This window comes from Acinetobacter sp. AOR34_HL (assembly GCF_027854795.1).
Lineage (GTDB): Bacteria > Pseudomonadota > Gammaproteobacteria > Pseudomonadales > Moraxellaceae > Acinetobacter > Acinetobacter junii.
Genome location: NZ_JAKTID010000085.1, coordinates 34,762 through 59,912 on the forward strand (window position 1 = coordinate 34,762; position 25,151 = coordinate 59,912).

Genomic DNA, 25,151 nt, shown 5'->3' on the forward strand with positions numbered 1-25,151 from the left:
CTCCTTATCGTTATAAATATCGAGAAAATTAAAGTTTGAATGCAACCCATTCATTTGGGCGAGTATCCCAATAATACAACTCAGCAGAACTCAAATCAGTGAATTTCAACCAAAAGTCTTTACCAGATTTATCTGCGAAACCTGTGCTGATCAGCAAAGCATCTTCGGTGATTTCCATAATCCAACCTTGATAGCTGGTGCCATTCAGAATAATTTTTTGCTGATTTCCTGATTCTGCAAATGTAACCAGACGTTCTATCAATGCTTCTGACATTGTGTGTTCCTAACGTAAATATGGGTATGGATTGACTGCTCCACGCCCTTTGCCATTTAAATAAATACCGTAATGTAAATGCGGAGCAGTATGACGTGCATTACCTGTATTGCCGACATAGCCAATCACATCACCCTTGCGAATATAATCCCCAACTTTAAGTCCGCGTTTGTGGTCATCCAGATGTGCATAGTAGTGCCAAGAACCTGATGGTCCTAAGATCCAAATGACCTTGCCACCCAAATTATTATTGCGTAAATCTGCGATGAGTCCTTCGGTTGCACTATACACTTTCGTGCCACGCTCTGCCATGATATCAATCCCTTCATGGCTTCGCCCTTGGCTACGTGCAGCTCCCCAAGTATCGCGCAACTCGTTTTTGCGAACACCTTTTACAGGTATGGGGAGACGAGAGTCTAAGCCCATATTTTTTAATTTGCTGACTTGTGCACTGGGTAAAGGAGATGGTTTTTGGGGTGTGGTGGTACACGCAGATAGAAAAATAATGAGCAGTCCAATCACCGTATACGAAATTGAATGTCGCACATAAACTCCTATGTTTTGATCCATCGCATTTTAAAGTGTTTAAGTTTTTTGTTTTGCAGTGATCAGTTTCTTCATCGCGGTTGGAATACCTTTAGCAATCGCAGATTCTGGTGTGAGCCATATCCCATTTAATTCTAAGCTCAGTTGTTCTTTCTGATCATGTTCCACGTGGAACATTTTTTCATCGAGCAACCATGTGAAGTGTGTAAAACTATGACTGATCTGTAAGGATGATACTTGAGCTTGTAACTTAAAGTGCTGTTCGATCTGTTGTAATTCAGTTGCACTTTCAATGATAGGAAGACAATACAATCCACCCCAAAGACCATGAGCTTCACGCTGTTGCCAAAACCATTCTTCACCTGACTGAATCACAACGACACTTGCTGTTTTAACAGGAACAGGTTTCTTGGTCTTTTTAAATGGCAACTCTTGTTCTAGGCCTTGTTGATATGCCTGACAGTGTTGTTGCATAGGGCAATATAAACAGAGAGGTTTTTTCGGAGTACATACTGTTGCACCCAAATCCATAATGGCTTGGGTATAGTCATGATTTCGCTGTTCTGGACATAAATCTTCAGCAATTTTCCATAAAGCACGCTCATGTTGTGGCTTGGATAAATCATCTTCAATCGCAAAGAAACGAGCCAAAACACGTTTCACATTGCCATCCATGATTACACCGTATTGACGCAAACCGAGCGACATGAGCGCCCCTGCGGTTGAGCGTCCGATCCCAGGAAGTTCAATCCATTGTTCTAAGGTTGCAGGGAATTTACCTTGCTGATGAACAATCGCTGCGGCTTTGTGCAAATTTCTTGCTCTTGCATAATATCCAAGACCCGCCCAAAAAGGAGCAACATCATCCCAGCTTGCCTGACCTAGATCATTTACGGTAGGAAAGCGTTGAATAAAACGATCGAAATATTGCAACACTGTTTTGACTTGAGTCTGTTGCAACATAATTTCTGACACCCAAACTTTATACGGGTCATCGGCAACTTGCCAAGGTAGGTCATGGCGACCATGTTGATCAAACCATGTAAGTAAAGCATCAGAAAATGAGAAATCAGACATGAATCAGAACATTGAAAAGTAGAATTATAGTATAGCGGAAATATGCACTAGAGGGTTTGTGCGAAGAGCTCATGAGCTTTACGATTTCTATCTAGGAGGATGAGAGGATTATCTGAAATTTCTAAAAACTCTCGAAAAAAATTGCACTCTGTTGGCGACATCCATGTCGCCGTTTCACAAGTCAATGTTGGCGAGTATTGGTATAAATACGAATTTTAAAATTACTTTAAATGCTTATCTAACAATTCATACATCGCTTCAAGACCTTGACGCTCTGCTTCTGCGTTATAGCCCAAATCTACGTTATTGGCTTTAGCACGCTCATCGGCTTGTGGGTTACTAAAACCATGTTTAGCATCTTCGAAAATAATTACTTCATGGTTCACTTCAGCAGCGTGCATTTCTTCACGGAAACTTGCAACATCGTCCAAAGTCACCATGCTATCTAGTTCACCATGTAACACTAAGATTTCTGCTTTTAGCTTACCTTTTTCAGCAGGAGCTTTGGGACTGAGATTCGCATGGAACGTTGTTACCGCTTTTAAGTTAGCACCTGAGCGAGCTAGATCCAATACCACTTTGCCGCCATAGCAGAAGCCAATCGCTGCAAGTTTTTCGGCATTTACCTCAGGCTGATTTGCCAAAGTATTTAGACCTGCTTGTGCACGATCAACTACAGTATCCACATGCTCAAACGTTTGCATCATCCATTCGTATGCTTGTGTTGAAGTTGTTGTTACTTTCTTATCACCATACATATCAATTGCGAGAGCAGCAAAGCCGTGTTCAGCCAGTTCACGTGCACGTTGTTCTGTATATTCATTACGTCCCCACCATTCAGGTGCAACGATTACGCCTGCTGTCGGCATATCGATTGCAGGTGCAGCAAAATAACCTACCAAACGTTGACCATCTGGTGCTGTATATTCAATTTCACGAGTTGTAATCGGGAAGCTCATTTTCAAATCCTAATCTGTATTTTTAGAATGCATTGATTAAAACATAAAAAGCAAAAGTTGATACGCTGAGAAAACTAATAAACTGTTGCTTTTGTTAAATAATGGCAATAAAAAAGAAGAATACAAAGATTCTTCTTTTTATAAATTGAGATGTTGATTTTCTATACTTTGCCACGTGACAAAAAGCCCACGACAGCGAGAATAACAGCGACAACCAGTAAAATAACGGCAAAATCTTTGGATAAACCTGCTACACCACCAAAGCCAAGTAAACTAGCAATTAATGCGATGATTGCAAATATAATAGCCCAACGGAACATATGAGTTACCCTCCTAATTTTATTATGTTTTTACTATAGCGTGTATTTTTTGAGCAAAATGTGGTGTTTCTGTGGTTGAAATGTTCACTATAGAAAGAAGTGTTAAAAAGCGAATGATTTCAGTAACTCAGTTTTTTGAATTGGAATGCTATAATATGCACATTCTCCTCTTTAGCTTAAAACCATGTCTTTAGAACTGCGTCCGAACTTTTGGAAAAACTACTCACTTGATCAGCTAAACCCTGCTGAGTGGGAAGCTCTATGTGATGGCTGTGGTTTGTGCTGTTTGGTCAAGCTTGAAGATGAAGACACCGCAGAAGTCGTATATACCAAAGTGGCATGTAAGCTTCTAGACTGTAAAACGGCACGTTGTTCAGACTATGCACACCGCCAAGAGCATGTTGCAGATTGTCTACAATTAACCCCTGAACGTTTGCAAACGATTACATGGTTGCCCCCAAGCTGTGCTTACAGACGTCTGAATGAGGGGAAAAATCTTCCGTCATGGCATTATTTGAATACTGGCTCTCGTCAGAGTGTTCTAAAAGCAAAAAAATCTGCGGCAGGACGTTGTATTTCAGAAACTGAAGTTAATGAAGATGACATTGAAGATTATGTCGTACGGTGGGTGCGTTGATCTTTTAATCATATCGTTTGGTTAAGTGGATCTTGATCAAAAACAACAATTTTACAGTATTTCTATGTGCTGATCTCCGTAATATGAATGAATGCGAAGGGAGATCAGTCATGTCAAAATTATTTGTAGCACCTTTAATTTGTAGCAGTGCACTTTTGCTACTCGCTTGTGGTCCCAATAACACCAACTCTAAGGCACCAGAAAACTCTGTTCAACATACTCAAAATACGCTCAACCAAACTTTTCGAATTGATACTTTTGCCCAGTTTGATGAACCTTGGGCTGTTGTTGTCTTGCCTGATCAGCGTTTACTGATCACTGAGCGTAAAGGACAGTTAGAATTATTTGATCCTAAAACTAAGAAGAATCTTAATGTTCAGGGCATCCCCACTGTAAGTTATGGGGGGCAAGGTGGCTTAGGTGATGTAGTCTTGCATCCTGATTTTAAAAATAATCATTGGATTTATCTCAGCTATGCTGTGCAAGGCAGTGGTGGTTATGGTGCTGAAATTTCTTGTGCCAAACTTGATTTATCTAATCCTGAGCAACCGAAGTTAACGGATTTAAAACGAATTTGGCAGCAAGTACCTAAAGTGTCAGGGCAAGGACATTATGCTCATCGTATGTTATTCGGTGCTGATGGAAAACTTTGGGTAAGTTCAGGTGAGCGACAAAAATTCGATCCTGCCCAAGATATGAAAAGCAATCTAGGTAAGATTCTACGTTTAAATGAAGACGGAACTCCTGTATCAGATAACCCTTTTAGCCAACAAGGTGGCGTGACTGCTGAAATTTGGTCATTGGGTCATCGTAATCCACTGGGTATGGCGTTTGATGACCAAAAACAATTGTGGGTAGTGGAAATGGGGCCGAAAGGAGGTGATGAACTTAATCAGATTCTTAAAGGCGCGAACTATGGTTATCCAATCGTATCGAATGGCGATCATTACTCAGGATTACCAATTCCAGATCATAAAACTCGCCCAGAATTTAAAGCGCCTGCAATCGATTGGACACCTGTGATTTCACCTTCAAGCATGATTATTTACACGGGTGATAAATTCCCGTTATGGCAGCAGAAAGCTTTGATTGGTGGTTTGTCTTCCAAGTCGATTGTTGTGGTTGATTTAAAATCGCAACCCGTTAAAGAAGTGCAACGTTTGGATATGAAGCAACGAATTCGTGGCTTACAACAAGCACAAGACGGTTCGATTTGGGTGATTCAAGATGGTCCACAAGCAAAATTGCTAAAGCTCAATGCAAACTAAATATGAACTCAAAGTGAAAAGATTAATGATGCAGTCGAAATACCAAAATTTATTTTCAAATAAAACATTGATGTTGATTGGGCTGTTGTCCTGTAGCTCGAGTTTATGGGCACAGCCTTTAACTGAGCTACAAATAAAAAAGATTGTCGATCAGCAATTTAAACCACTTTTAGAAGAATACAAAATTCCTGGTTTAGCCGTTGCCGTGACTTTAGATGGTCAACATTACTTTGTAAATTATGGTGTTGCTTCGCTACAAAGCAAACAAGCTATGACCAATAGTACCTTGTTTGAACTTGGTTCAGTCAGTAAAACGTTCAATGCGACTTTAGCGGGGTATGCGCAAGCACAAGGGAGGTTGTCATTATCGGATCATCCTGCCAAATACTTCCCTGAGCTTAAAAATACAGCAGTGAATCAGGCTACATTGCTGAATTTGGGAACCTATAGTGCAGGTGGTTTTCCACTGCAATTTCCAGATGAAGTTGTTACTCAGCAGGATATGGTTCAATATTTTCAAAACTGGAAAACAAAAACCAAAATCGGGGAGGCTCGTCAATACTCAAATCCGAGTATTGGTTTAATGGGTTATGTCACAGCTTTGGCGATGAAAAAGCCATATGCGGAATTGATAGAGAAAACCTTACTTCCTCAATTAGGAATGACACAGAGTTATATTCATGTCCCTGAACAAAAGATGTCACAATATGCTTGGGGCTATAAGAATAACCAAGCAATCCGTGTATCAGCGGGGATGTTTGATGCTGAAGCCTATGGTGTTAAAAGCAGTAGTTCGGATATGCTGAAATTTTTAGATGCACAGATCAATTCAGCTCAATTAGATCGGCCAATTCGTCAAGGCGTTGAAAATACCCATATCGGTTATTATAAAGTCGGTGCAATGACGCAGGGTTTGGGATGGGAGCAATATGCTTATCCCGTTAAGCTTGAAACACTTTTACAAGGCAACTCAAGTAAAATGGCTTTAGAAAGCCATGCAGTAACGCTGATCAAACACCCCCAAATTGCCTCACAATCCACTTATTTTAATAAAACAGGATCTACCAATGGCTTTGGAGCTTATGCCGCATTTGTCCCTCAGCATAAAATCGGTATGGTGATGCTCGCCAATACCAATTTCCCAAATGAAGCGCGTATTAAAGCAACCTATCAAGCGATGCAGCAGATTCTGAAACAGAAGGCAGCCCCTTAACTTGATCAGTTGTTGGTAGATTCAAATTGTAGATTTGATTCAGACACAATAGACTAGGATAAAACAGCATAAAGTCAGTGATGATGTCAGATACGCATATTCCTTTACCTGAACGTTTACGTCCTCGTGACTTATCCGAAATTATCGGACAAGATCATTTGTTAGGTGAAAATGCACCTTTGCGCCAAATGATTGATCAAGGGCATTTACCTTCGATTATCTTTTGGGGTCCGCCAGGGGTAGGTAAAACTACGATCGCATTATTGCTGGCGCAAGCAGTTGATCGCCCATTTATTAGCTTATCTGCGCTGAATACTGGTGTAAAAGAGCTACGAGAAGTGATTGCGGAAAGTGGTGATCTGCTGACTCCAGTGGTGTTTATTGATGAGATTCATCGCTTTAATAAATCGCAGCAAGATGCGTTACTAAATGCGGTCGAAAAAGGCAAAATTACGCTGATCGGCGCAACCACAGAGAACCCATCTTTTGAAGTTAATAGCGCTTTACTGTCGCGTTGTCAGGTCTATACGCTGAATAGTTTGGATGCTGATGCCATTCAAACACTCATCAATAAAGCGATTCAAAGTGATAAGTTTCTCAAAGAGCGTTTTATTCAAGTTGAAGAATATGATGCCCTGATTCAATTTGCTGCAGGTGATGCGCGTAAGGCGCTTAATCTGATCGATTTAATCGCCAGTACCTTTGAAGCTGATGTTGAAAATGTCGTGACCAACGCGATTGTCGTCAAAGTTGCACAGCAGAACATTGCGCGTTATGACAAGTCAGGTGAGCAGCACTACGATCTGGTTTCAGCATTTATTAAATCGATTCGGGGAAGTGATCCAGATGCTACCTTGTATTGGATGGCAAGAATGCTGAAAGGTGGAGAAGACCCAATATTTATTGCTCGTCGCATGTTGATTGCGGCATCAGAAGATATTGGAAATTCTAATCCAAATGCCTTGTTACTTGCAGGGGAGTGCTTCCGTTCAGTTCAAGCGGTGGGTATGCCTGAGGCGCGTATTATTTTAGGACAATGCGCAGTTTATTTGGCAACCAGCCCGAAAAGTAATAGTACCTATTTAGCCATCAATCGTGCCTTAGAGTTGGCAGAGAAAACGGCAAATTTGCCTGTACCATTGCACTTGCGCAATGCGCCAACCAAACTGATGAAGCAACAAGGATATGGGGTGGATTATTTGTATCCACATAATTATCCTGAACATTTTGTATTACAAGACTATTTGCCACCTGAATTGCGTGGTACGAAGCTGTATGAACGAGCCTTAAATAAACGTGAAGTTGAAGCTGAACGTTTGCAACAGCGCCGCTGGCAGCAAGAACAGCAACAGCAATAATACTTTCTGGGCGCGTGCCTCATTTTAAATTTACCAAAGCAGCATTTTAGTCCCGATTGATGGCATGTTGCTTTGGTTCCAAGATTCAATTGATATCAATATGAACTCAAAAACAGCAACACTGATTGGACTGCTTGCCATTTTGCTTTGGAGTTTAATTGTTGCGCTCATTAAAGAAGTAAGTACTCAGTTTGGTGCAGTTGGTGGTGCGGCATTAATCTATACACTTGCTTCAATATTCTTATTACTTTCTGTTGGTTGGACGCCTATCAAAAGTTTTCCAAAAACTTATTTGATTTGGGGTGCTTTTTTATTTGTCGCCTATGAAATTTGTCTTTCACTTTCAATTGGATATAGCCAAACAAATAGACAAGCAATTGAAGTCGGAATGGTCAATTATTTATGGCCAACTTTCACGATGGTTGCGGCGATTTTATTTAATCAACAAAAAGCAAATTTTCTGATTATTCCTGGCTTCGTTGTTTCTCTACTCGGTATTTGTTGGGTTTTGGGAGGAGAGCAAGGATTTGATTTGATTGGCATGGCTAACAATATTCAACAGAACCCACTGAGTTATGGATTGGCATTTCTAGGGACATTGTTGTGGGCGGCTTATTGTACCCTTACCGCACGAATCGCTCAGGGAGTAAATGGAATTACTTTATTCTTTATTTTGGTTTCGATCGTGCTTTGGATTAAATATCTTGTGATGGGGGGGAATGGCTTTATTTTTGATTGGTCATCCTCTATTTCCTTGGTTTTTGCTGCTGCTGCGATGGGCTTCGGCTATGCAGCTTGGAATGTTGGAATTTTGCATGGTAATGTGACATTACTGGCAGGAGCATCTTATTTTATTCCTGTGCTTTCCGCTTTTTTTGCTGCATTGTTACTGAGTACGCCTTTGGGTCTTTCTTTTTGGTATGGTGCGCTGATGGTGTGTGTCGGTTCTATACTGTGTTGGTTGGCGACAAAGGCGAAGTCATAAACAAAAAGTGTTTTTTATTCAAATCAGCTTGGTGAAATAGCTATTGATCAATGGTTTAAACTATTTATTGATTCAAAAATTTATCAAGCATTACAAAAATAACAAGTTATGCCTTTTTATATCAGAAAGAATGAGCTTTAATCTAAAAAGGCATAATAAAAATATAGTTTTAATCTATGACTTTTAAATATTTGAATAAACTGACGACAGCAACAATCATCGCCTTTACCTTATCAGGCTGTGCAAGTACTCCACTTGATCAAGATCGGTCAGAACAATTGTTTTTTGGTGGTCCGATCATAACGATGGAAGGTATGACGCCAACATATGCAGAAGCCTTGCTGGTTAAAGATGGAAAGTTTCTTTTTGTTGGTTCAAAAAAACAGGCAGAGCATTTAGCAAATTCGAATATTCAATCCATTGATTTAAAGAATAAAACACTTTTGCCAAGTTTTATTGATGCACACAGCCATGTAAATATGGTTGGATTCCATCAGATGGTTGCAAATCTTTATCCTGCGCCAGATGGTCAAGTTTCTGATATTGATTCTTTGGTTCAAGTATTATCTCAATGGAAAAAGCAAAATCCTCAAGTCATTCAAACGATGGGGGGGATGGATTTTGGGAAATGGTTATGATGATGCGCAATTAAGTGAACAGCGTCATCCGACAGCAACCGATTTAGATCGAGTCTCCAAAGATCAGCCCGTGATGATTTTACATCAATCAGGGCATCTCGCTTCAGTGAATCACAAAGCACTAGCCTTGTTAAATATCAATCAAAATACTGAAAATCCATCAGGAGGGATTATTCGTCGGGAAACCAACTCGAATGTTCCTAATGGGGTGCTGGAAGAGTCCGCATTATTTACTGCGATTGGTTCAATATTCAAAGATGTGCCACTGCAAGTGATGTTTGAAATTGCTCGTAAAGGTCTTGATGGTTATGTCAAAAATGGTTTCACTACAGTACAAGAGGAACGAGCAGATCAAGGTACGACGGAGATGTGGCAGGCGCTTGCCAAGCAAAATCAACTTCCGATAGATGTCGTATCTTATCCTGATATCACCACTAGCCAAGAATATATGCTTAAGCAAGGAAGTAGCCGACAATACGATCATCACTTCCGTATAGGTGGCGTTAAAATCAGTTTAGATGGTTCACCTCAAGGTAAGACTGCATGGTTAACTCAAGCCTATAAGATTCCACCTGAAGGTAAAGATAAAAATTATAAAGGCTATCCAGCGATCAAAGACGATCAACAGGTCGATCAATATATTAATGTAGCCTTCAAACATGGCTGGCAAGTGCTCGTTCATGCCAATGGAGATGCGGCAATAGATCAGTTTATAGGTGCTGTCAAAGATGCTACGGCAAAACAAGGTAAAGCAGACCGCAGAAGTGTATTGATTCACTCGCAAACGATTCGAGATGATCAGCTAGACCAATTGAAGGCTTTAGATATTATTCCTTCGTTCTTCTCATTACACACCTATTATTGGGGGGATTGGCATCGCCAACAAACACTAGGCGAGACGCGAGCAGCACATATTTCCCCAACAGCAACTGCACTAAAGAAAAATTTAATCTTTACCGAACACCATGATGCTCCCGTTGTTCCACCACATAGCATGATGATGCTCGATGCTACAGTCAATCGCGTGACGCGTAGTGATTATGTTCTAGGTGCCGATGAACGTATAAGTCCTTATCTTGCCTTAAAATCGATGACGGATTGGGCTGCTTATCAATATTTTGAAGATCAATATAAGGGTACGTTAAAGCAAGGAAAGCTCGCCGATTTAGTGATTTTAGATAAGAACCCACTGACTGTACCAAGCCGAGAAATCAAAAAAAATTAAAGTTTTGGCGACCTATAAAGAAGGTAAACTTATTTATCAGCAGTAGTCAAAATGAAGACATAAAAAAACCAGCTCAAAGGAGCTGGTTTTCTATAAATCATGAATGCTTAAAATGATTAGATATCATCTAAGTTAATGCCTAAACGTGCAGCAACTTCTTCATAAGCTTCAACCACACCGCCTAAACCTTGACGGAAGCGGTCTTTATCTAATTTTTTCTTGGTATCTTTATCCCATAAACGGCAACCGTCTGGAGAGAATTCATCACCCAATACGATGCGGTCATGGAACACACCAAATTCAAGTTTGAAATCAACAAGAATCATATTACCTGCATCGAATAATGCTTTAAGTACATCATTCACTTGGTAAGTAAGTTCTTTCATTTTTTCAAGTTGATCAGCAGTTGCCCAACCTAAAGCGATTGCTTGCGATTCATTTACCATTGGATCGCCAAGAGCATCATCTTTGAAGAATAATTCAAATGTAGGAGGCGTTAACTCTTTGCCTTCTTCAACACCTAAACGACGGCAAAGTGAACCAGCAGCATAATTGCGGATGACACACTCTACAGGAATCATTTGAAGCTTTTTAACAAGTACTTCCGTTGGAGAAAGTAACTTTTCAAAATGAGTTTCGATACCTGCTTCAGCCAACTTCTCCATGATGAAGGCGTTAAAACGGTTGTTGACCTTGCCTTTACGATCTAGTTGTTCGATTTTTTCGCCATTGAACGCAGAGGCATCATCACGAAAGACTAAAATCAGGTGGTCAGCATTATCTGTTTCATACACAGATTTTGCTTTACCAGTATAGAGCAAGGTTTGTTTTAACATGGGGGAACCTTTTGAATAATATGCCTAGTAAACGACTAGGCTGGCCAATTTTGATAAATCTGGGCTAATACTTCAGTTGCGACAGTAGGGTCAGCAAAAGTTGTATCAAGCTTAAACAGAGCAACAGTATTACTTGAGCCCACAGCAGAGAGTTTGAGTAGGTAATTTTGATCACCTACAGTAATCGTCGCCTCATAACCATTATCTGCTTGAGAGACAATCTTATAGTTGAGACTACTCAATGTTGCGAAAGTGTATTGCCAAGCTGCAGCAGTTGGACCTTCAACTTTAAGTAATGGGTTTTTATTGCCATCCATTACAAGTTGAGGACGACCTAAAGTTGCTGTAGTCGCATCACTGGTATTCGCTGTTGCCTGCATCGGATCAGGGCGAGGTAAAGCGTAACGGTTGCCACTTTTATTTTCGAATGTAGGTGCATGTTGAATCGCAAGTGGATCAACCGTTGGAGCTGGATACAATGGTGTAAATGGTCTTACCGTTGCATTCTCAGGGAATTTGAGAGGTTCCAGTGTTTTCGCATTTTTATAATCTAATGAGTGATTATTGAGGGCAAAGCGACCACAACCAGCCAAACTTAAAGCTGAAATAACAAGGACAACACCAAGACGTAATTGCATCATAAATTGCTCGTATTAAATTATTCCCGCAGCTTTTAGACTGTTACGGATAGGTTCACGATATTGTTCAGCGAGAGGGGTTAGCGGTAAACGAAGACCAGTGCTGATATAACCCATCTCATGCAAAGCCCATTTCACAGGAATTGGGTTTGATTCGCAAAACAAAATATTGTGTAGATTTGCAATTTGTTGATTTAAACGTTGAGCTTTTTCTTTGTCGCCAGCTAAAGCAGCTTCACAGACGTCACTCATTTGCTTTGGTGCAACATTCGCAGTTACAGAGATGTTGCCTTTAGCACCTAGTAGCATCAGTTCCCAAGCAGTTTCATCATCGCCTGAGTAAATAGCCATTTTACCAGCTAAACCTTCGATGAGAGCTTGTCCACGTGGAACATCGCCTGTCGCATCTTTGATACCAATAATGTTTTTCACATCTGCAAGACGAATAACAGTTTCATTTTGCATATCCACGCCTGTACGACCTGGAACATTATAAAGAATTTGTGGAATATCAACGGCCTCAGCGATAGCTTTATAGTGTTGGTATAAGCCTTCCTGAGTTGGTTTATTATAATATGGCGTTACAAGTAATGCTGCATCTGCGCCTAATTCTTTCGCAGCTTTGGTCAGCTCAATCGCTTCGCGTGTTGAGTTTGCACCTGTACCCGCAATAATCGGAATGCGTTTGTTTGCAACACGAATCACCTCTTTTATGACCTGAGTATGTTCTTCCATACTAAGGGTCGATGCTTCGCCTGTTGTGCCGACCGCAACGATACTGTGAGTACCTTGTTGGATGTGCCACTCAACAAGCTTCTCAAGACTCTTCCAATCTACGCTGCCATCTTCATACATAGGGGTGACGATTGCGACAATTGAGCCTTGAATATTCTGTGCTAGCTGAGTCATTTTGAAAAAATATCCTATTTTCCCATCCGAGATTGAAGTATTTGAAACGAAATATTGGATGGTTGCAGTATTTTGATTCGTCACTCAATCAATATGGTGAGTTGAATGACAATTATGCAAATTATGACTGATCAGCGACATAAGAACAATATGCTTTAGTTAAACTGTGGAAAACTTTAATTGATCTTTGTATTGAATTCTTTTCATTTGCTGAAAAAGTTAAACATGACTAGTCATAGAACAAGCAGCAGCGTATTTTAAAATGATGGAATTTAAATAGGGTGATCAGATGCTTAAGCAAGTAAAACAAAGTGTTTTAATTGTAGTGGATGTGCAAAATGGTTTCACGCCAGGAGGAAATTTAGCGGTGGCAAACGCCGATGAAATTATTCCGAAGATTAATCAACTTGCACAAAAGTTTAAGCATATTGTGCTAACGCAGGACTGGCACCCTGACCAACATATTTCTTTTGCAGATAATCATCCCAATAAAAAGCCCTTTGAGACCATCGAATTGGATTATGGTCGTCAAGTATTATGGCCTAAACATTGTGTTCAAGGGACGCATGATGCTGAATTTCATCCCCATTTAAATATTCCGACAGCCCAACTGATTATTCGAAAAGGTTGCCATCAAAATATTGATAGTTATTCAGCTTTTATGGAAGCAGATCGTAAGACACCAACTGGATTGAATGGATATTTGAGAGAACATCAGATAAATACTGTGTATATCGTTGGGATTGCTACAGATTTTTGTGTCGCTTGGACTGCGATTGATGCTGCTGAACTGGGTTTTGATACTTATGTGATAGAAGATGCCTGCAAGGGAATTGATTTAAACGGCTCTTTGCAACAAGCATGGCAAGATATGTTGCAAAAGGGTGTGCATCGCATCGAAGCCTCCAGTATTTTGCTTTAAACTTGTGGTTTATATCCCAAAAAAGCTACACTTTATTGAGTGATGCTTTGTATTTACCCAGATTTATTTGAGAGTTGTATGATTGACGAATTAGATGATTTTGATAAAAAAATTATTCATCATTTACAACTCAATGGTCGTTTAGCTAATCAAGAATTGGCTGAGCTGGTGGGGCTTTCGACCTCGCAATGTTCTCGTCGACGAATCCATTTAGAACAGACCAAAGTGATTACAGGATATTATGCTCAGGTGGCTCTGAGCGCAGATCCCACGCCAATTATGGGAATTATTGAAGTTAAATTGCAGAATTATAATGATGCGACGCATGATCGCTTTGTCGACTTTCTCTTAAGAGAACCTGCGGTTAAAGATATTCATAAACTTACAGGCAGTTATGACTTTGCACTTAAAGTCGCTGTTAAAAGCTTAGATGAAATGGTAAAACTGATTGGGATCTTGTCCTCCAGTGATTTTGGTGTAAGTAACTTAAATACCTCAATTGTTTTAGAAAAATTAAAAGAAAATGGCATCGCGATGAAATAAAAAAATTTGATCTATGACGCTAAAAGCTGATTAGTCAAATTGCTGGATATTCATATCTGATTGATCATTCGAAATCCGTTATTGTGAATATAAATTGCATTTATGATAAAAATATAAGAAAAAATTGCGAAAATTAAATAAAAATGATCAAATATGTCATATCTTTTTTAAAGATCTCTCCCTTCTGTTGTTCTCCTATTGAGTTATACCATTATGAATACCGATCAAAATGTATCTTTGGTAAGTCCAGTCATGTCTGCAATAGATCAGCATTCTAAGATTGAGGATGCCTTGGCCATGTTAATCGGTACTTTCATCTTATCTTTTGCAATGACGCTATTGCAGCAAGCGGGCATTATGACAGGTGGTACAGCGGGTCTATCCTTACTCATCCACTATGTGACCGATATTAAATTCGGGGTACTCTTTTTCCTGATTAATATTCCATTTTATTATTTTGCTTATAAAAAGATGGGTATGGGATTGGTGGTCAAAACCTTCATTGCTGTTGCTTTGCTGGCTAGCTTTACAGAGACCATTCCACATTTTTTTCAGTTGTCTGATGTCAATCCGATTTATGCAACTATCTTTGCAAATGTGTTGATGGGAGTCAGTTTTTTGATCTTATTTCGACATCGTTCGAGTTTAGGTGGAATTAACTTGTTGGTTTTATATCTGCAAGAGCGATTTAAAATTCCTGCTGGAAAAGTACAGATGGGCATCGATGTTGTAATTTTACTGGCATCGTTATTTTATGTGGATTGGAAGTTAGTTCTATTTTCAATTTTGGGTGCGGTAATTCTAAATTTAATTATTTTATTGAACCATAAAACCAGTCGTTATATTGCTTAATACGATCAAAAGTTTCTAAAAAGGAAATGGAAGAAAGACGAACCTTTCTTCCATTTTTTATTATTCGACTGTTACACTTTTTGCAAGGTTACGTGGCTGATCCACATCAGTACCACGCAATACAGCGACATGATATGACAGAAGCTGTACAGGGATACTGTAAACAATAGGTGCTAACCATTCATTGACTGCTGGGATATGAACTACGTGTTGGCGATCTTTTTCTTGGATTCCGCTATTTTCATCAGCAAAAACAAAAAGCTCGCCGCCACGCGCTTGTACTTCTTCCATATTCGATTTTAATTTATCGAGCATGTCATCATTTGGTGCCAAAATTACCACAGGCATTTCATTGTCAACTAATGCCAATGGACCATGTTTGAGTTCACCTGCCGCATAACCTTCAGCATGAATATATGAAATTTCTTTGAGCTTCAAAGCACCTTCTAGTGCGATTGGGAAGTGTGTTCCACGACCAAGGAATAAACAGTGGTTCTTTTCTACAAATAACGCAGACAAACGAAGAATCGAAGTATTGTGCTGCAAAGTATCTAGAATTACTTTCGGGCAATGCCATAAAGCTTCAGTAATTTCTGTTAACTGGGCATCAGAGAGACGTTGCTTCACTTGACCGATTTTTAGAATCAGTAACATTAATGCAGCAAGTTGCGTGGTAAATGCTTTAGTTGAAGCAACACCAATTTCAGGGCCAGCAAGAGTGAGTAAATGATGATCTGTTTCGCGAACCATCGATGATGTCGCAACGTTACAAATCGTCATCGTGCTAATGTCAATCGTGTTGGCTTTAGCGCGTTTTTGGGTTTCACGTAAAGCTGCTAGGGTATCTGCCGTTTCACCAGATTGAGAAATACAGATATACAGCGTATTTGCCACAATGACAGGCGTACGATAGCGGAACTCGCTGGCAATTTCGACTTGGCAAGGTACGCCGATTAATTGTTCAAACCAATATTTTGCAATCATGCCTGCGTGATAGCTGGTTCCACAGGCAATAATTTGTACCTGTTGGATTTTAGCAAAATCAGCATTGGCATATTGAAGAAAATCTTCACGCAAATAATTGCCATTTAAGGCTTGAGAAATGGTTTGCTGGATCGCTTCTGGCTGCTCATAAATTTCTTTGAGCATGAAGTGCTTATATTCACCTTTAGATGCGTTGCTAACCGTAGCATCCAGTTCTTTCACTGGGCGTTGAACAGCTTCACCTTGCGCAAAAACTTCAATGCTCGTACGAGTTAAGCGAGCAATATCGCCTTCTTCTAGATAAACAAAACGGTTAGTGACTGGAAGTAGAGCCAATTGATCTGAACTGATAAAGTTTTCACCGATACCCACACCAATCACGAGAGGAGAACCTTCACGGACAGTGATTAATTCATCTGGATGTTCAGTATGAATAATTCCAAGAGCGTAAGCGCCTTTCAGTTGTGGAATAACTTTTTGTACGGCTTCAAGTAAGCTATCAGTATGTTTTAATGCGTCATGTACGAGATGAGCAACAACTTCGGTATCTGTTTGAGAGGTAAATACATAACCTAAGGCTTGTAGATCGTCTTTTAATTCTTGGTAATTTTCAATAATACCGTTATGTACGACAGCGACATTTCCAGAAACGTGTGGATGTGCATTATTTTCAGTTGGTTTACCATGAGTTGCCCAACGTGTGTGTGCAATTCCGATATTACCCATTAAATGTTGGTCTGAAACAGCTTCGGCAAGATTAGCTACTTTTCCTACGCGACGCTCACGTAGAATTTTTTGATTATTGAGTAATGCTAAGCCAGCAGAGTCGTAACCACGATACTCAAGACGCTTGAGTCCTTCGATCAAAATATCAGTTACACAACGCTGAGCAACGCCTCCAACAATACCACACATAATTTTATCCTCTTATTTTTTCAGCTTTTGGGGACGTTGATAATTTGCTTTTTCAAACTGTTTAGATCGTTCGACAGCCAAACTATGGTCAGTCACATCTCGTGTTAAGGTTGAACCAGCGCCAGTTGTAGCACCAGTACCGATTTTGATCGGAGCAACCAGTGAATTATTGGTGCCAATAAATACATGATCTTCAATAATAGTTCTATGCTTATTTGCGCCATCATAGTTACAAGTAATCGTACCTGCACCGATATTACAATCCGCACCAATATCAGCATCACCAAGATAAGTGAAATGATTGGCTTTAGAACCTACACCAATATTAGAATTTTTAACTTCTACGAAGTTACCGATATGCACATCATTTGCAAGATTTGCGCCTGGACGTAAACGAGCAAAAGGACCAATTTGAGTATTTTCGCCTACTACTGCATTTTCAAAAATACTATAAGCCTGAACTTTAGTGCCTGCTGCGATACGCGTGTTCTTTAAGATACAGCCTGCACCAAGTTGTACGTTATCACCGAGCTCACAGTGACCTTCAATAATAACATTCACATCGATTTGAACATCTTGCCCACATTTTAATGTGCCACGTAGATCAAAACGATTTGGATCAATTAAGTGAACGCCTTGTTGCATTAATTCTTTGGCTTGTTGTTGTTGAAATTGACGTTCCAACGTAGCGAGTTGTAGACGATCATTTACGCCTTCAACTTCAAATGCAAGTTCAGGTTGAATGGAAGCGATTTCCAGACCATCTGCAACCGCCATCGCTACGATATCGGTAAGATAATATTCGCCTTGTGCGTTATTATTCGACAGCTTTGGTAGCCATTTGTGTAGTTTTGCATTGCTAACGCAGTAGATCCCCGTATTGATCTCTTGGATCTGACGTTGTTCTTCATTGGCATCTTTATGTTCAACAATGGCTTGAACTTTTCCAGCCTGACGAACGATACGACCATAGCCCGTTGGATTTTCGACATCGAGTGTGATCATCCCAATACCCGACTGGCTAGATGCTTCTAGTAATTGTTCAAGAGTACTGAGTCGAACTAAAGGCACATCACCATATAAAATGAGTGAGATACCATCTTGCGGTAAAACTGGTAATGTCATCTGTACAGCATGACCAGTACCTAATTGCTCAGCTTGTTCAACCCATTCAATCTGTTCTTGTGCAAAGCTTTGTTTAACAAGTTCACCGCCATGCCCATAAATGGTAATAATATTTTGGGCGTTGAGTTTTTTTGCGGTTTCAATGACGTGTCCCAAAAGTGGACGACCTGCAAGTGGTTGTAATACTTTAGGAAGCTTTGAACGCATTCGCGTTCCTTTCCCTGCAGCTAGAATAATGACGGTTGTTGACATAATTAACCCTAATATTAATGTGTTAGGTCAAAAAATAAAATTGAATAAGAAAAATACATAATGCAGCCCAAAGTCCTGCAATCAGGTCATCAAGCATAATACCAAAGCCGCCAGAAACTTTTTGGTCAGCCCAATTAATTGGAAATGGTTTCCAGATGTCGAAGATACGGAATAAGACAAAACCTGCAATGACCCATAACCAATTCATTTGCTGTAAGTAGAGCAGAGGTAAAAAGGTAATCGATTGTCCAGCAAATTCATCCCAAACGATACGACCATCATCATGGACATTAATCACTTTGGCAGTGTGGCCACAAATATAAATGCCTGCAATCGACATAAGTAGGATTGCAAAAACACTGGCATTGAAGCCAAGTATTAGCCACAGGGGGACGAAAAGAAGAGCAAATGCTGACCCAAAAGTACCAGGGGCTTTGGGACTGAGACCAGAGCCAAATCCTACACCGCAGAACACAATAAAGCGGTCAAACCAAGTCATTTGGCTAAAGTGAATAGGGGGTTTATGCAAAGTGTTGATATCCATGAACATGTAATGGGTAAACTTCGCCCATATACTTAAATAACAATCCAGTTTGTTGGGTAATTTCGCCGATTATTGTAAACGGTACATCAGATTGATGTCGCGATAGTTCTTCGAATTTTTGCGGTGATATTGTAAAGCATAATTCGTAGTCATCCCCACCAGCGAGCGCATATTGCCAAGCTTGTTGTTGGTCTAATGCTTTTAGTGCTGAATCTATTGGCAAACGATCTAAAAATAAGGTCGCACCCACGCTAGAAGCTTTCAGAATATGTCCTAAGTCTTGTGCTAAACCATCCGAGACATCGATCATACTGGTCGCTCGACCTTTCAGTCGCTGACCTAACTGACAACGTGGTGTTGGATAATCTAAACGTTGTTGTAGTGCATGACCTAAATGGTGCAGTCCATACGCAGCATCACCAACTTGCCCACTCACGCATATATAGTCACCGATTTGCGCACCAGCTCGCGTAATTGCTTGTCCTTGTTCGATCCAACCTAGCGCTGTCACTGTAATCGTTAATTGGGAGCTTTGCGTAGTATCTCCACCGATTAATGCAACATTGAATTGGTCACAACATTCAAAGAGTCCTCGACTGAATTCAGCCAACCATGCCTCATCTACACTTGGTAAACTGAGTGCAAGCAAGATGCTGTGTGGTTGAGCTCCCATTGCCGCGATATCTGATAAATTCACGGCTACACTTTTCCAACCCACAGCATGTGCTGAGGTGTCTAAAGGGAAATGGCGACCAGCGACTAGAGTGTCTGTGCAAATGACGAGTTGTTGCGAGGAAGGAGGGGTGAGGATGGCTGAGTCATCACCAATACCTAAACTGACATCCTGATGAGATGCTCGTTTAAAGTAACGGTCAATAATTGAAAACTCAGCCATGAAACATCAAGCCTATTATTTCGCTTGTTGTTTTTCGGCTTCACGAAGCTTTGAAGAAAGACGATCTAATACACCATTGATGTATTTATGACTGTCTGCACCACCAAAGTGTTTTGCTAGCTCAATTGCTTCATCAAGTACAACGCGATAAGGAACTTCGAGGTGATCTCGTAATTCATAAGCGCCCAATCGTAAGGTTGCAAGTTCTACACCATCAAGTGCAGATAGCTCACGGTCAAGTACAGGAATGAGTAACTCATCTAAAGCTTCATGTTGAGCAACCACTTGAGTGAGTAATTCATGGTAGTAGTTGAGGTCAACCTTGTGCATGGCATTTTCAACACGTGTACGTGCTTCAATTTCATGAACAGGATTTTGACTCATTTGCCATTCATAAATCCCTTGTACAGCAAAACGACGTGCTTTGCGTTTCGCTGCATAAGCGGCCTGAAGTGTTTGCGACATGCTTTAAATTGCCTTTAATAAGTTAACCATTTCGATAGCAGTAAGTGCAGCTTCGCTACCTTTATTACCTGCTTTCGTACCTGAACGTTCAATCGCTTGTTCGATGCTATCGGTAGTTAAAACACCGTTGATCACAGGCATTGAGCTTTCAAGTGCTACAACACCTAGACCTTTAGCACATTCACCAGCAACGAAGTCAAAGTGAGGTGTGCTACCACGAATTACTGCACCTAAAGCGATGATGGCATCAAATTTGTTTGAAGCCGCTAATTTCTTCGCAACGATCGGCAGTTCCCATGCACCTGGTGCATGAATCACGGTGATCGCATCTTCTGCAACGCCGTGACGTTTTAATGTGTCGATCGCACCTTCAAGTAAATGTTCTACAACGAAGCTATTGAAACGACCAACTAAGATCGCATAACGACCTTCGCTTGCGAGATGTAATAAACCTTCAATTCGGCGAATTGCCATAGCAACCTCGATTATTTTGCTGTGATTTGATCGGCAGTGATGTATTCCACCACCTCTAAATGAAATCCTGATAAAGCATTGAAACGAAGCGGAGAACTCAACAACTTCATTTTCTCAACACCAAGATCACGTAAAATTTGTGCACCGACACCAATTGTTTGATATTGCTGCGATAGAGCTGCATTTGATTTCAGTGGCTTTGGTTGGTTCAAATGATGAATGGCATGACCTAAATCTTCCAAGTGATCTTGTCCAATCCAAACCAATACACCACGGTCACTTGCAGCAATCGTTTTCATTGCAAGATCAAGATTCCATGCTGGAGAACCATCGGCTTTATTAAGCTTTAAAAGATCACGAACAGGATTGAATCCATGAACACGAACAGTGGTCACGCCTTCTTTCGGCTCACCTTTTACCAAAGCTAAATGAATGTCTGGGTTACCGATTTCACGGTATTTATAAAGATCAAAAGTCCCGTATTCAGTTTGAATGGTTTCTTGAGATAAGCGTTCAACAGTTTGCTCATTGGTCATACGGTAGTGAATTAAATCCGCAATCGTACCAATCTTGAGACCATGCTTTTCTGCAAATACTTCTAAATCAGGACGGCGCGCCATAGTGCCATCTTCATTGATAATTTCACAGATCACTGAAGCAGGCTCTAAACCTGCTAAGCGTGTTAAGTCACATCCAGCTTCGGTATGACCTGCGCGATGTAAGACACCACCTGGTTGAGCCATTAATGGAAAAATATGACCAGGTTGAACAATATCGCTTGGTTTAGCGTGGGCAGCTACAGCTGTGCGAATAGTATGTGCACGTTCTGCTGCTGAGATACCTGTGCTGATGCCTTCGGCTGCTTCGATTGAAAGGGTGAAGTTCGTGGCATGTTGAGCGCCGTTTTGATCAACCATAAGCGGAAGGTTGAGTTGCTTACAACGTTCGCGGCTTAATGTCAGACAGACCAAACCACGTGCATGTGTAATCATGAAGTTAATGTCTTCAGGACGAACATGGGTAGCAGCGATGACTAAGTCACCTTCATTTTCTCGATCTTCGTCATCCATGAGGATAACCATTTTGCCTGCACGAATATCTGCGACAAGTTCTTCAACACGACTCAGCGGCATTCGCTTTCACCTTTTAAGCAGCCTTTTAAGGCATTAGTATTCGATAAATTTGGCATAGTTTACCGCATTTTAAAACTTTTCGCCTGTGCTTCTTATCGCACGTGACGAATTTATACATCATGCTGAGTAAACGCTTTTATTGATCTAAATATTTTGTTTTTTCTAAAAATTTCATTGTTTTGCAATAATTTTTAACTCAAGCTGCGCTGAATCGATTTAAGAATATAGTTTGAGTGTGTTGATGTTTTAGGCAAATCAAGCACTTTTTGATGGAATGAACTTTATCGTTATTCAAATAATAAACCCCATTCTATACTTAAAAAATGGGGATATTTTATCGAGGTGAATTACGAAAGGCTGGATGATTCAGATGAGACTTTTGCCTTTTTACCCATTAAAATTTCAGTGCGCAGATTTTGAGCTAAAGTTGCACACTCCTCATTCATACCATTAATCATAAATGCATGACGTGTCATGATATTACTTGGGTTTGGCATTGCAACTAATTCATAGCTATGTTGAATCGCTTTTAATTGCTCGTGATTCAAATGTAAGGCAGCTTCTTTTGCATGTAAATGTTGAGTTAGGCGTTTCGAAGTTTCAATTGCGTCGAGCTGCATGGCATCTACAGGGCTAGCAACAGAACCACGCGTTTGCAAGGCAAAGCGTTTGTCTTCGCGATAACGTTTATACAGTACTTCTGCGAGCAGTTGGAAAACAGCACCAATCATCATAAGACATTCTAAAGCATGTGTTTGATCTGACTGAGTACTTAAGGTTGCCCCTTCAGCATTAAACTCTTGTTCAACACAAATTTTAGATGGATCAATTTGATAATGTTTAGCACATAGATCGATACTTTTATCCAAAAATAACTGACAAAGCTTAAAGTAAGGCAATGAAACGGATTGGTTAACACTATTTAAAAGTTGTTTTGGATCATAAAACTGGATGTTAAGCGCCAATGTATGCTGATCAACTTGAGGTGTTTCAGTGCTGACTTTCTCAACTCGCGTTTTGGGTTGTACTTTTGCTTGTTGTTGTGCTTGAGCGACCAAAGTAACCGTATTCTGTTTTTCTAATGCCAAAGCTTGAGTTAAACGTTGAATTTCATGCTTGAGATGATTTTCTTGATTGATACGAGCAAGATATTCGGTTCGCGTTGGGCGTGCAATAGCACGGTAGCCTAACCAAATTAATCCATGAATCAAGAGAGACAATAGAATCGCCAACCACTGTGTGCGCAAAATTTCACCAATGCTTGGTTGTATCAGCGTTATTTCGACTGTTCCTACCTTCTTCTCATTCTGTAAGGCATCACGGACAAATACTTCGCCTTGACGAGTTTTAGCCATACCGCTAGTTGCTAACACTTGTTTGTTGGCATCCAAAATGCGGATTGAGGCAACACTTGGATTGGTCGCATAGCGATTAGCAACCAATGCTAAAGAAACAGTATTGGCGGGTTCCATTTCAGAAAGAGTATCTGCCACTAACTGACTAGTCATCAGTTGTCCTTGGCTGGCGCGGTTTTCATTGAGTTGATGAGTCGTTGCAATCACCAATAAAAAGGTATGCAAGGCAAAACTAACGATCAGTAGGCTAGCAAATAGCCCTTGGCGAGGCGCATTCAAGTTAAACTTCCAAGGCAAATAGATTCATGGGTTATGTTATGATTCTTACAATAGTTGTCGCTCTAACACGAGTCAATTCATGCGAGAAATCATTCTTATATCCTTTTTAGGACCAGATCAACCGAATCAGTTTACTCGATTAATGCAGGTACTCTCCGTACATTCTTTGCAAATACTCGATGTCGGTCAGGCGGTTATTCACAATCAACTGACCCTTGGGATCGTTGTTGCATCAGATAACGAGACTGCAACAGCATTAGCAATGAAAGAGATTCTGATTTTAGCACATGATATTGGCTTAACTGTGCGATTTAAACCAATCAGCAACGCAGAATATGACCAATGGGTGAGTGAGGGCGGACGTACACGCTATATCGTGACGGCTCTTGCACCTGAACTGACCGCTGCACATTTGCAAGCTGTGACTCAAATTGTTTCGGGTCAAGGGTTTAACATAGAAACGGTAACACGTTTATCAGGACGTTTAGAACTAGAAGAAGAAAGTCAGTTCCCACGACGCGCTTGCGTTCAGTTCGGATTAAGCGGACAAATGCTGGATGCACAAGCAATGCGTGCTGCTTGTTTGAGTTTATCAGGTGAGTTAAACATCGACGTTGCCGTACAAGAAGATAATGCTTATCGCCGTAATCGTCGCTTGGTTTGCTTTGATATGGACTCTACATTGATTGAGCAAGAAGTGATTGATGAGCTTGCATTAGAAGCGGGTGTAGGTGAGCAAGTTGCTGAAATTACAGAGCGTGCAATGCAAGGTGAGCTTGATTTCCAACAAAGTTTCCGTGCACGTGTTGCGTTGTTAAAAGGCTTAGATGCATCTGTTCTGCCTAAAATTGCTGAGCGTCTAACTGTGACAGAAGGTGCAGAGCGCTTAATTTCAACGTTGAAAGCCTTGGGTTATAAGACAGCAATTCTTTCAGGTGGCTTCCAATATTTCGCAGAGTATTTACAAGCTAAACTTGGCATTGATGAAGTGCATGCCAATATTTTGGATGTGCAAGATGGGCTTGTCACTGGTGAAGTGAAAGGTGCGATTGTTGATGGTGCGCGTAAGGCAGAGCTGTTACGCCAGTTGGCTGATAAAATGGGTATCTCATTAGAGCAGGCGATGGCTGTTGGTGATGGCGCAAATGATTTACCAATGCTGTCAATCGCTGGGCTAGGTGTGGCTTTCCGTGCCAAACCTCTAGTTCGTCAAAATGCCAATCAGGCAATTTCGAGTGTGGGTTTAGATGGCGTGCTTTATCTTTTAGGTATGCATGATAAAGACCTCAATCGAGCATAGATAAATGTAGATCTGAGCCCTCAAATAAAGCCACAGATCATGTGGCTTTATTGATTTTATTGGCTGTCATCACTTCGTCATATTTATGTCTAAATGTATAGAAAACCTACAATTAAAAAATTCAGAAAAAAGTTTTTTTGACGTCAAAATTAAGCGTATTTTTTTGTAATGACACTCAGTAATTGATGCTATATAGAAATTTCAGAATTTTGATTTTTAAAAAATGTAAT

The 25,151-nt window shown here is 40.4% G+C and carries 25 protein-coding genes and 1 pseudogene; 10 read left to right on the forward strand and 16 right to left on the reverse strand.

What is annotated here, in order from left to right:
* Positions 1-28 precede the first annotated feature (28 nt).
* The 5 genes from MKL32_RS14855 to MKL32_RS14875 all read right to left on the reverse strand — a co-directional run bounded on the left by MKL32_RS14855 (position 29) and on the right by MKL32_RS14875 (position 3,176).
* Entirely contained in the window at positions 29-274 is a 246-nt protein-coding gene (locus MKL32_RS14855; protein WP_004910282.1) for a hypothetical protein, read from the reverse strand.
* A gap of 9 nt (positions 275-283) precedes the next feature.
* On the reverse strand, positions 284-844 hold the full coding sequence (locus MKL32_RS14860; RefSeq protein ID WP_373866318.1) for a M23 family metallopeptidase: 561 nt from the start codon (positions 842-844) through the stop codon (positions 284-286).
* A 15-nt stretch (positions 845-859) separates the two neighbouring features.
* Positions 860-1,897 (reverse strand): A/G-specific adenine glycosylase, encoded by a 1,038-nt coding sequence (gene mutY / locus MKL32_RS14865; RefSeq protein WP_005403473.1) that lies wholly within the window; start codon positions 1,895-1,897, stop codon positions 860-862.
* Positions 1,898-2,118: 221 nt separating this feature from the next.
* Complete coding sequence (locus tag MKL32_RS14870) at positions 2,119-2,856, reverse strand: dienelactone hydrolase family protein (protein WP_004910277.1); 738 nt, start codon at positions 2,854-2,856, stop codon at positions 2,119-2,121.
* Between the two features lie 161 nt (positions 2,857-3,017).
* Entirely contained in the window at positions 3,018-3,176 is a 159-nt protein-coding gene (locus MKL32_RS14875; protein ID WP_004910276.1) for a DUF1328 family protein, read from the reverse strand.
* 184 nt (positions 3,177-3,360) lie between these two features.
* Here MKL32_RS14875 and MKL32_RS14880 point away from each other — a divergent pair, with 184 nt between their 5' ends.
* From MKL32_RS14880 to MKL32_RS14905, 6 genes and pseudogenes are all read left to right on the forward strand, one after another.
* Positions 3,361-3,813: a YcgN family cysteine cluster protein gene (locus tag MKL32_RS14880; RefSeq protein ID WP_004951112.1), complete on the forward strand. Its 453-nt coding sequence runs from the start codon at positions 3,361-3,363 to the stop codon at positions 3,811-3,813.
* A 110-nt stretch (positions 3,814-3,923) separates the two neighbouring features.
* On the forward strand, positions 3,924-5,081 hold the full coding sequence (locus tag MKL32_RS14885; RefSeq protein ID WP_039908685.1) for a PQQ-dependent sugar dehydrogenase: 1,158 nt from the start codon (positions 3,924-3,926) through the stop codon (positions 5,079-5,081).
* A 25-nt stretch (positions 5,082-5,106) separates the two neighbouring features.
* A complete protein-coding gene (gene ampC, locus MKL32_RS14890) occupies positions 5,107-6,294 on the forward strand; it encodes a class C beta-lactamase (RefSeq protein ID WP_005403471.1) in 1,188 nt (395 codons plus the stop codon).
* A gap of 83 nt (positions 6,295-6,377) precedes the next feature.
* The gene (locus MKL32_RS14895; RefSeq protein ID WP_004910268.1) at positions 6,378-7,652 is read left to right on the forward strand and encodes a replication-associated recombination protein A; all 1,275 of its coding nucleotides are present in this window, start codon (positions 6,378-6,380) and stop codon (positions 7,650-7,652) included.
* A gap of 100 nt (positions 7,653-7,752) precedes the next feature.
* Positions 7,753-8,637, forward strand: coding sequence for an aromatic amino acid DMT transporter YddG (gene yddG, locus MKL32_RS14900; RefSeq protein ID WP_039908735.1), 885 nt, complete (start codon positions 7,753-7,755; stop codon positions 8,635-8,637).
* A 176-nt stretch (positions 8,638-8,813) separates the two neighbouring features.
* A pseudogene (locus tag MKL32_RS14905) lies at positions 8,814-10,546 on the forward strand (amidohydrolase).
* Between the two features lie 70 nt (positions 10,547-10,616).
* Here the strand turns inward: MKL32_RS14905 and purC are convergent.
* The 3 genes from purC to dapA are packed head-to-tail and all read right to left on the reverse strand — an operon-like array spanning position 10,617 to position 12,883.
* Positions 10,617-11,336 carry a phosphoribosylaminoimidazolesuccinocarboxamide synthase gene (purC, locus tag MKL32_RS14910; RefSeq protein WP_005403468.1) on the reverse strand — a complete coding sequence of 240 codons (720 nt, stop codon included), beginning with the start codon at positions 11,334-11,336 and terminating at the stop codon, positions 10,617-10,619.
* A gap of 35 nt (positions 11,337-11,371) precedes the next feature.
* Positions 11,372-11,974, reverse strand: coding sequence for a hypothetical protein (locus tag MKL32_RS14915; RefSeq protein ID WP_020899820.1), 603 nt, complete (start codon positions 11,972-11,974; stop codon positions 11,372-11,374).
* A 15-nt stretch (positions 11,975-11,989) separates the two neighbouring features.
* Entirely contained in the window at positions 11,990-12,883 is an 894-nt protein-coding gene (gene dapA / locus MKL32_RS14920; protein WP_151790498.1) for a 4-hydroxy-tetrahydrodipicolinate synthase, read from the reverse strand.
* 289 nt (positions 12,884-13,172) lie between these two features.
* Between dapA and pncA the strand changes: the two genes are divergently transcribed.
* The 3 genes from pncA to MKL32_RS14935 all read left to right on the forward strand — a co-directional run bounded on the left by pncA (position 13,173) and on the right by MKL32_RS14935 (position 15,200).
* Entirely contained in the window at positions 13,173-13,805 is a 633-nt protein-coding gene (pncA, locus tag MKL32_RS14925; protein WP_270900716.1) for a bifunctional nicotinamidase/pyrazinamidase, read from the forward strand.
* Positions 13,806-13,883: 78 nt separating this feature from the next.
* Positions 13,884-14,348 carry an Lrp/AsnC family transcriptional regulator gene (locus MKL32_RS14930; RefSeq protein WP_004910252.1) on the forward strand — a complete coding sequence of 155 codons (465 nt, stop codon included), beginning with the start codon at positions 13,884-13,886 and terminating at the stop codon, positions 14,346-14,348.
* A gap of 213 nt (positions 14,349-14,561) precedes the next feature.
* Positions 14,562-15,200, forward strand: coding sequence for a YitT family protein (locus MKL32_RS14935; protein WP_005403466.1), 639 nt, complete (start codon positions 14,562-14,564; stop codon positions 15,198-15,200).
* Between the two features lie 60 nt (positions 15,201-15,260).
* On the opposite strand, the gene glmS is transcribed toward MKL32_RS14935, so the two are convergent.
* From glmS to MKL32_RS14975, 8 genes are all read right to left on the reverse strand, one after another.
* A complete protein-coding gene (gene glmS, locus MKL32_RS14940; protein ID WP_125272519.1) occupies positions 15,261-17,099 on the reverse strand; it encodes a glutamine--fructose-6-phosphate transaminase (isomerizing) in 1,839 nt (612 codons plus the stop codon).
* 12 nt (positions 17,100-17,111) lie between these two features.
* A complete protein-coding gene (gene glmU / locus MKL32_RS14945; protein WP_087540304.1) occupies positions 17,112-18,476 on the reverse strand; it encodes a bifunctional UDP-N-acetylglucosamine diphosphorylase/glucosamine-1-phosphate N-acetyltransferase GlmU in 1,365 nt (454 codons plus the stop codon).
* 22 nt (positions 18,477-18,498) lie between these two features.
* Positions 18,499-19,020, reverse strand: a complete 522-nt coding sequence (locus tag MKL32_RS14950) for a phosphatidylglycerophosphatase A family protein (RefSeq protein WP_004910111.1) — start codon at positions 19,018-19,020, stop codon at positions 18,499-18,501.
* Positions 18,998-19,915 carry a thiamine-phosphate kinase gene (thiL, locus tag MKL32_RS14955; protein WP_004965060.1) on the reverse strand — a complete coding sequence of 306 codons (918 nt, stop codon included), beginning with the start codon at positions 19,913-19,915 and terminating at the stop codon, positions 18,998-19,000. Before thiL ends, MKL32_RS14950 begins: the two co-directional genes overlap by 23 nt.
* Before the next feature lie 15 nt (positions 19,916-19,930).
* Complete coding sequence (nusB, locus tag MKL32_RS14960; RefSeq protein WP_004679125.1) at positions 19,931-20,380, reverse strand: transcription antitermination factor NusB; 450 nt, start codon at positions 20,378-20,380, stop codon at positions 19,931-19,933.
* Positions 20,381-20,383: 3 nt separating this feature from the next.
* A complete protein-coding gene (ribH, locus tag MKL32_RS14965) occupies positions 20,384-20,854 on the reverse strand; it encodes a 6,7-dimethyl-8-ribityllumazine synthase (RefSeq protein WP_151723259.1) in 471 nt (156 codons plus the stop codon).
* Positions 20,855-20,865: 11 nt separating this feature from the next.
* On the reverse strand, positions 20,866-21,987 hold the full coding sequence (gene ribBA / locus MKL32_RS14970; protein WP_004951142.1) for a bifunctional 3,4-dihydroxy-2-butanone-4-phosphate synthase/GTP cyclohydrolase II: 1,122 nt from the start codon (positions 21,985-21,987) through the stop codon (positions 20,866-20,868).
* Between the two features lie 347 nt (positions 21,988-22,334).
* Positions 22,335-23,639 (reverse strand): hypothetical protein, encoded by a 1,305-nt coding sequence (locus MKL32_RS14975; protein ID WP_171425343.1) that lies wholly within the window; start codon positions 23,637-23,639, stop codon positions 22,335-22,337.
* Between the two features lie 61 nt (positions 23,640-23,700).
* Between MKL32_RS14975 and serB the strand changes: the two genes are divergently transcribed.
* Positions 23,701-24,921, forward strand: a complete 1,221-nt coding sequence (gene serB, locus MKL32_RS14980; RefSeq protein WP_004910102.1) for a phosphoserine phosphatase SerB — start codon at positions 23,701-23,703, stop codon at positions 24,919-24,921.
* Positions 24,922-25,151: the final 230 nt, after the last annotated feature.

Bases quoted from the DNA above. Each gene is read 5' to 3' on its own strand.
- MKL32_RS14855 (WP_004910282.1), bottom strand. From the start codon at position 274: ATGTCAGAAGCATTGATAGAACGTCTGGTTACATTTGCAGAATCAGGA.
- MKL32_RS14860 (WP_373866318.1), bottom strand. From the start codon at position 844: ATGGATCAAAACATAGGAGTTTATGTGCGACATTCAATTTCGTATACG.
- mutY (WP_005403473.1), bottom strand. From the start codon at position 1,897: ATGTCTGATTTCTCATTTTCTGATGCTTTACTTACATGGTTTGATCAA.
- MKL32_RS14870 (WP_004910277.1), bottom strand. From the start codon at position 2,856: ATGAGCTTCCCGATTACAACTCGTGAAATTGAATATACAGCACCAGAT.
- MKL32_RS14875 (WP_004910276.1), bottom strand. From the start codon at position 3,176: ATGTTCCGTTGGGCTATTATATTTGCAATCATCGCATTAATTGCTAGT.
- MKL32_RS14880 (WP_004951112.1), top strand. From the start codon at position 3,361: ATGTCTTTAGAACTGCGTCCGAACTTTTGGAAAAACTACTCACTTGAT.
- MKL32_RS14885 (WP_039908685.1), top strand. From the start codon at position 3,924: ATGTCAAAATTATTTGTAGCACCTTTAATTTGTAGCAGTGCACTTTTG.
- ampC (WP_005403471.1), top strand. From the start codon at position 5,107: ATGATGCAGTCGAAATACCAAAATTTATTTTCAAATAAAACATTGATG.
- MKL32_RS14895 (WP_004910268.1), top strand. From the start codon at position 6,378: ATGTCAGATACGCATATTCCTTTACCTGAACGTTTACGTCCTCGTGAC.
- yddG (WP_039908735.1), top strand. From the start codon at position 7,753: ATGAACTCAAAAACAGCAACACTGATTGGACTGCTTGCCATTTTGCTT.
- purC (WP_005403468.1), bottom strand. From the start codon at position 11,336: ATGTTAAAACAAACCTTGCTCTATACTGGTAAAGCAAAATCTGTGTAT.
- MKL32_RS14915 (WP_020899820.1), bottom strand. From the start codon at position 11,974: ATGCAATTACGTCTTGGTGTTGTCCTTGTTATTTCAGCTTTAAGTTTG.
- dapA (WP_151790498.1), bottom strand. From the start codon at position 12,883: ATGACTCAGCTAGCACAGAATATTCAAGGCTCAATTGTCGCAATCGTC.
- pncA (WP_270900716.1), top strand. From the start codon at position 13,173: ATGCTTAAGCAAGTAAAACAAAGTGTTTTAATTGTAGTGGATGTGCAA.
- MKL32_RS14930 (WP_004910252.1), top strand. From the start codon at position 13,884: ATGATTGACGAATTAGATGATTTTGATAAAAAAATTATTCATCATTTA.
- MKL32_RS14935 (WP_005403466.1), top strand. From the start codon at position 14,562: ATGAATACCGATCAAAATGTATCTTTGGTAAGTCCAGTCATGTCTGCA.
- glmS (WP_125272519.1), bottom strand. From the start codon at position 17,099: ATGTGTGGTATTGTTGGAGGCGTTGCTCAGCGTTGTGTAACTGATATT.
- glmU (WP_087540304.1), bottom strand. From the start codon at position 18,476: ATGTCAACAACCGTCATTATTCTAGCTGCAGGGAAAGGAACGCGAATG.
- MKL32_RS14950 (WP_004910111.1), bottom strand. From the start codon at position 19,020: ATGGATATCAACACTTTGCATAAACCCCCTATTCACTTTAGCCAAATG.
- thiL (WP_004965060.1), bottom strand. From the start codon at position 19,915: ATGGCTGAGTTTTCAATTATTGACCGTTACTTTAAACGAGCATCTCAT.
- nusB (WP_004679125.1), bottom strand. From the start codon at position 20,380: ATGTCGCAAACACTTCAGGCCGCTTATGCAGCGAAACGCAAAGCACGT.
- ribH (WP_151723259.1), bottom strand. From the start codon at position 20,854: ATGGCAATTCGCCGAATTGAAGGTTTATTACATCTCGCAAGCGAAGGT.
- ribBA (WP_004951142.1), bottom strand. From the start codon at position 21,987: ATGCCGCTGAGTCGTGTTGAAGAACTTGTCGCAGATATTCGTGCAGGC.
- serB (WP_004910102.1), top strand. From the start codon at position 23,701: ATGCGAGAAATCATTCTTATATCCTTTTTAGGACCAGATCAACCGAAT.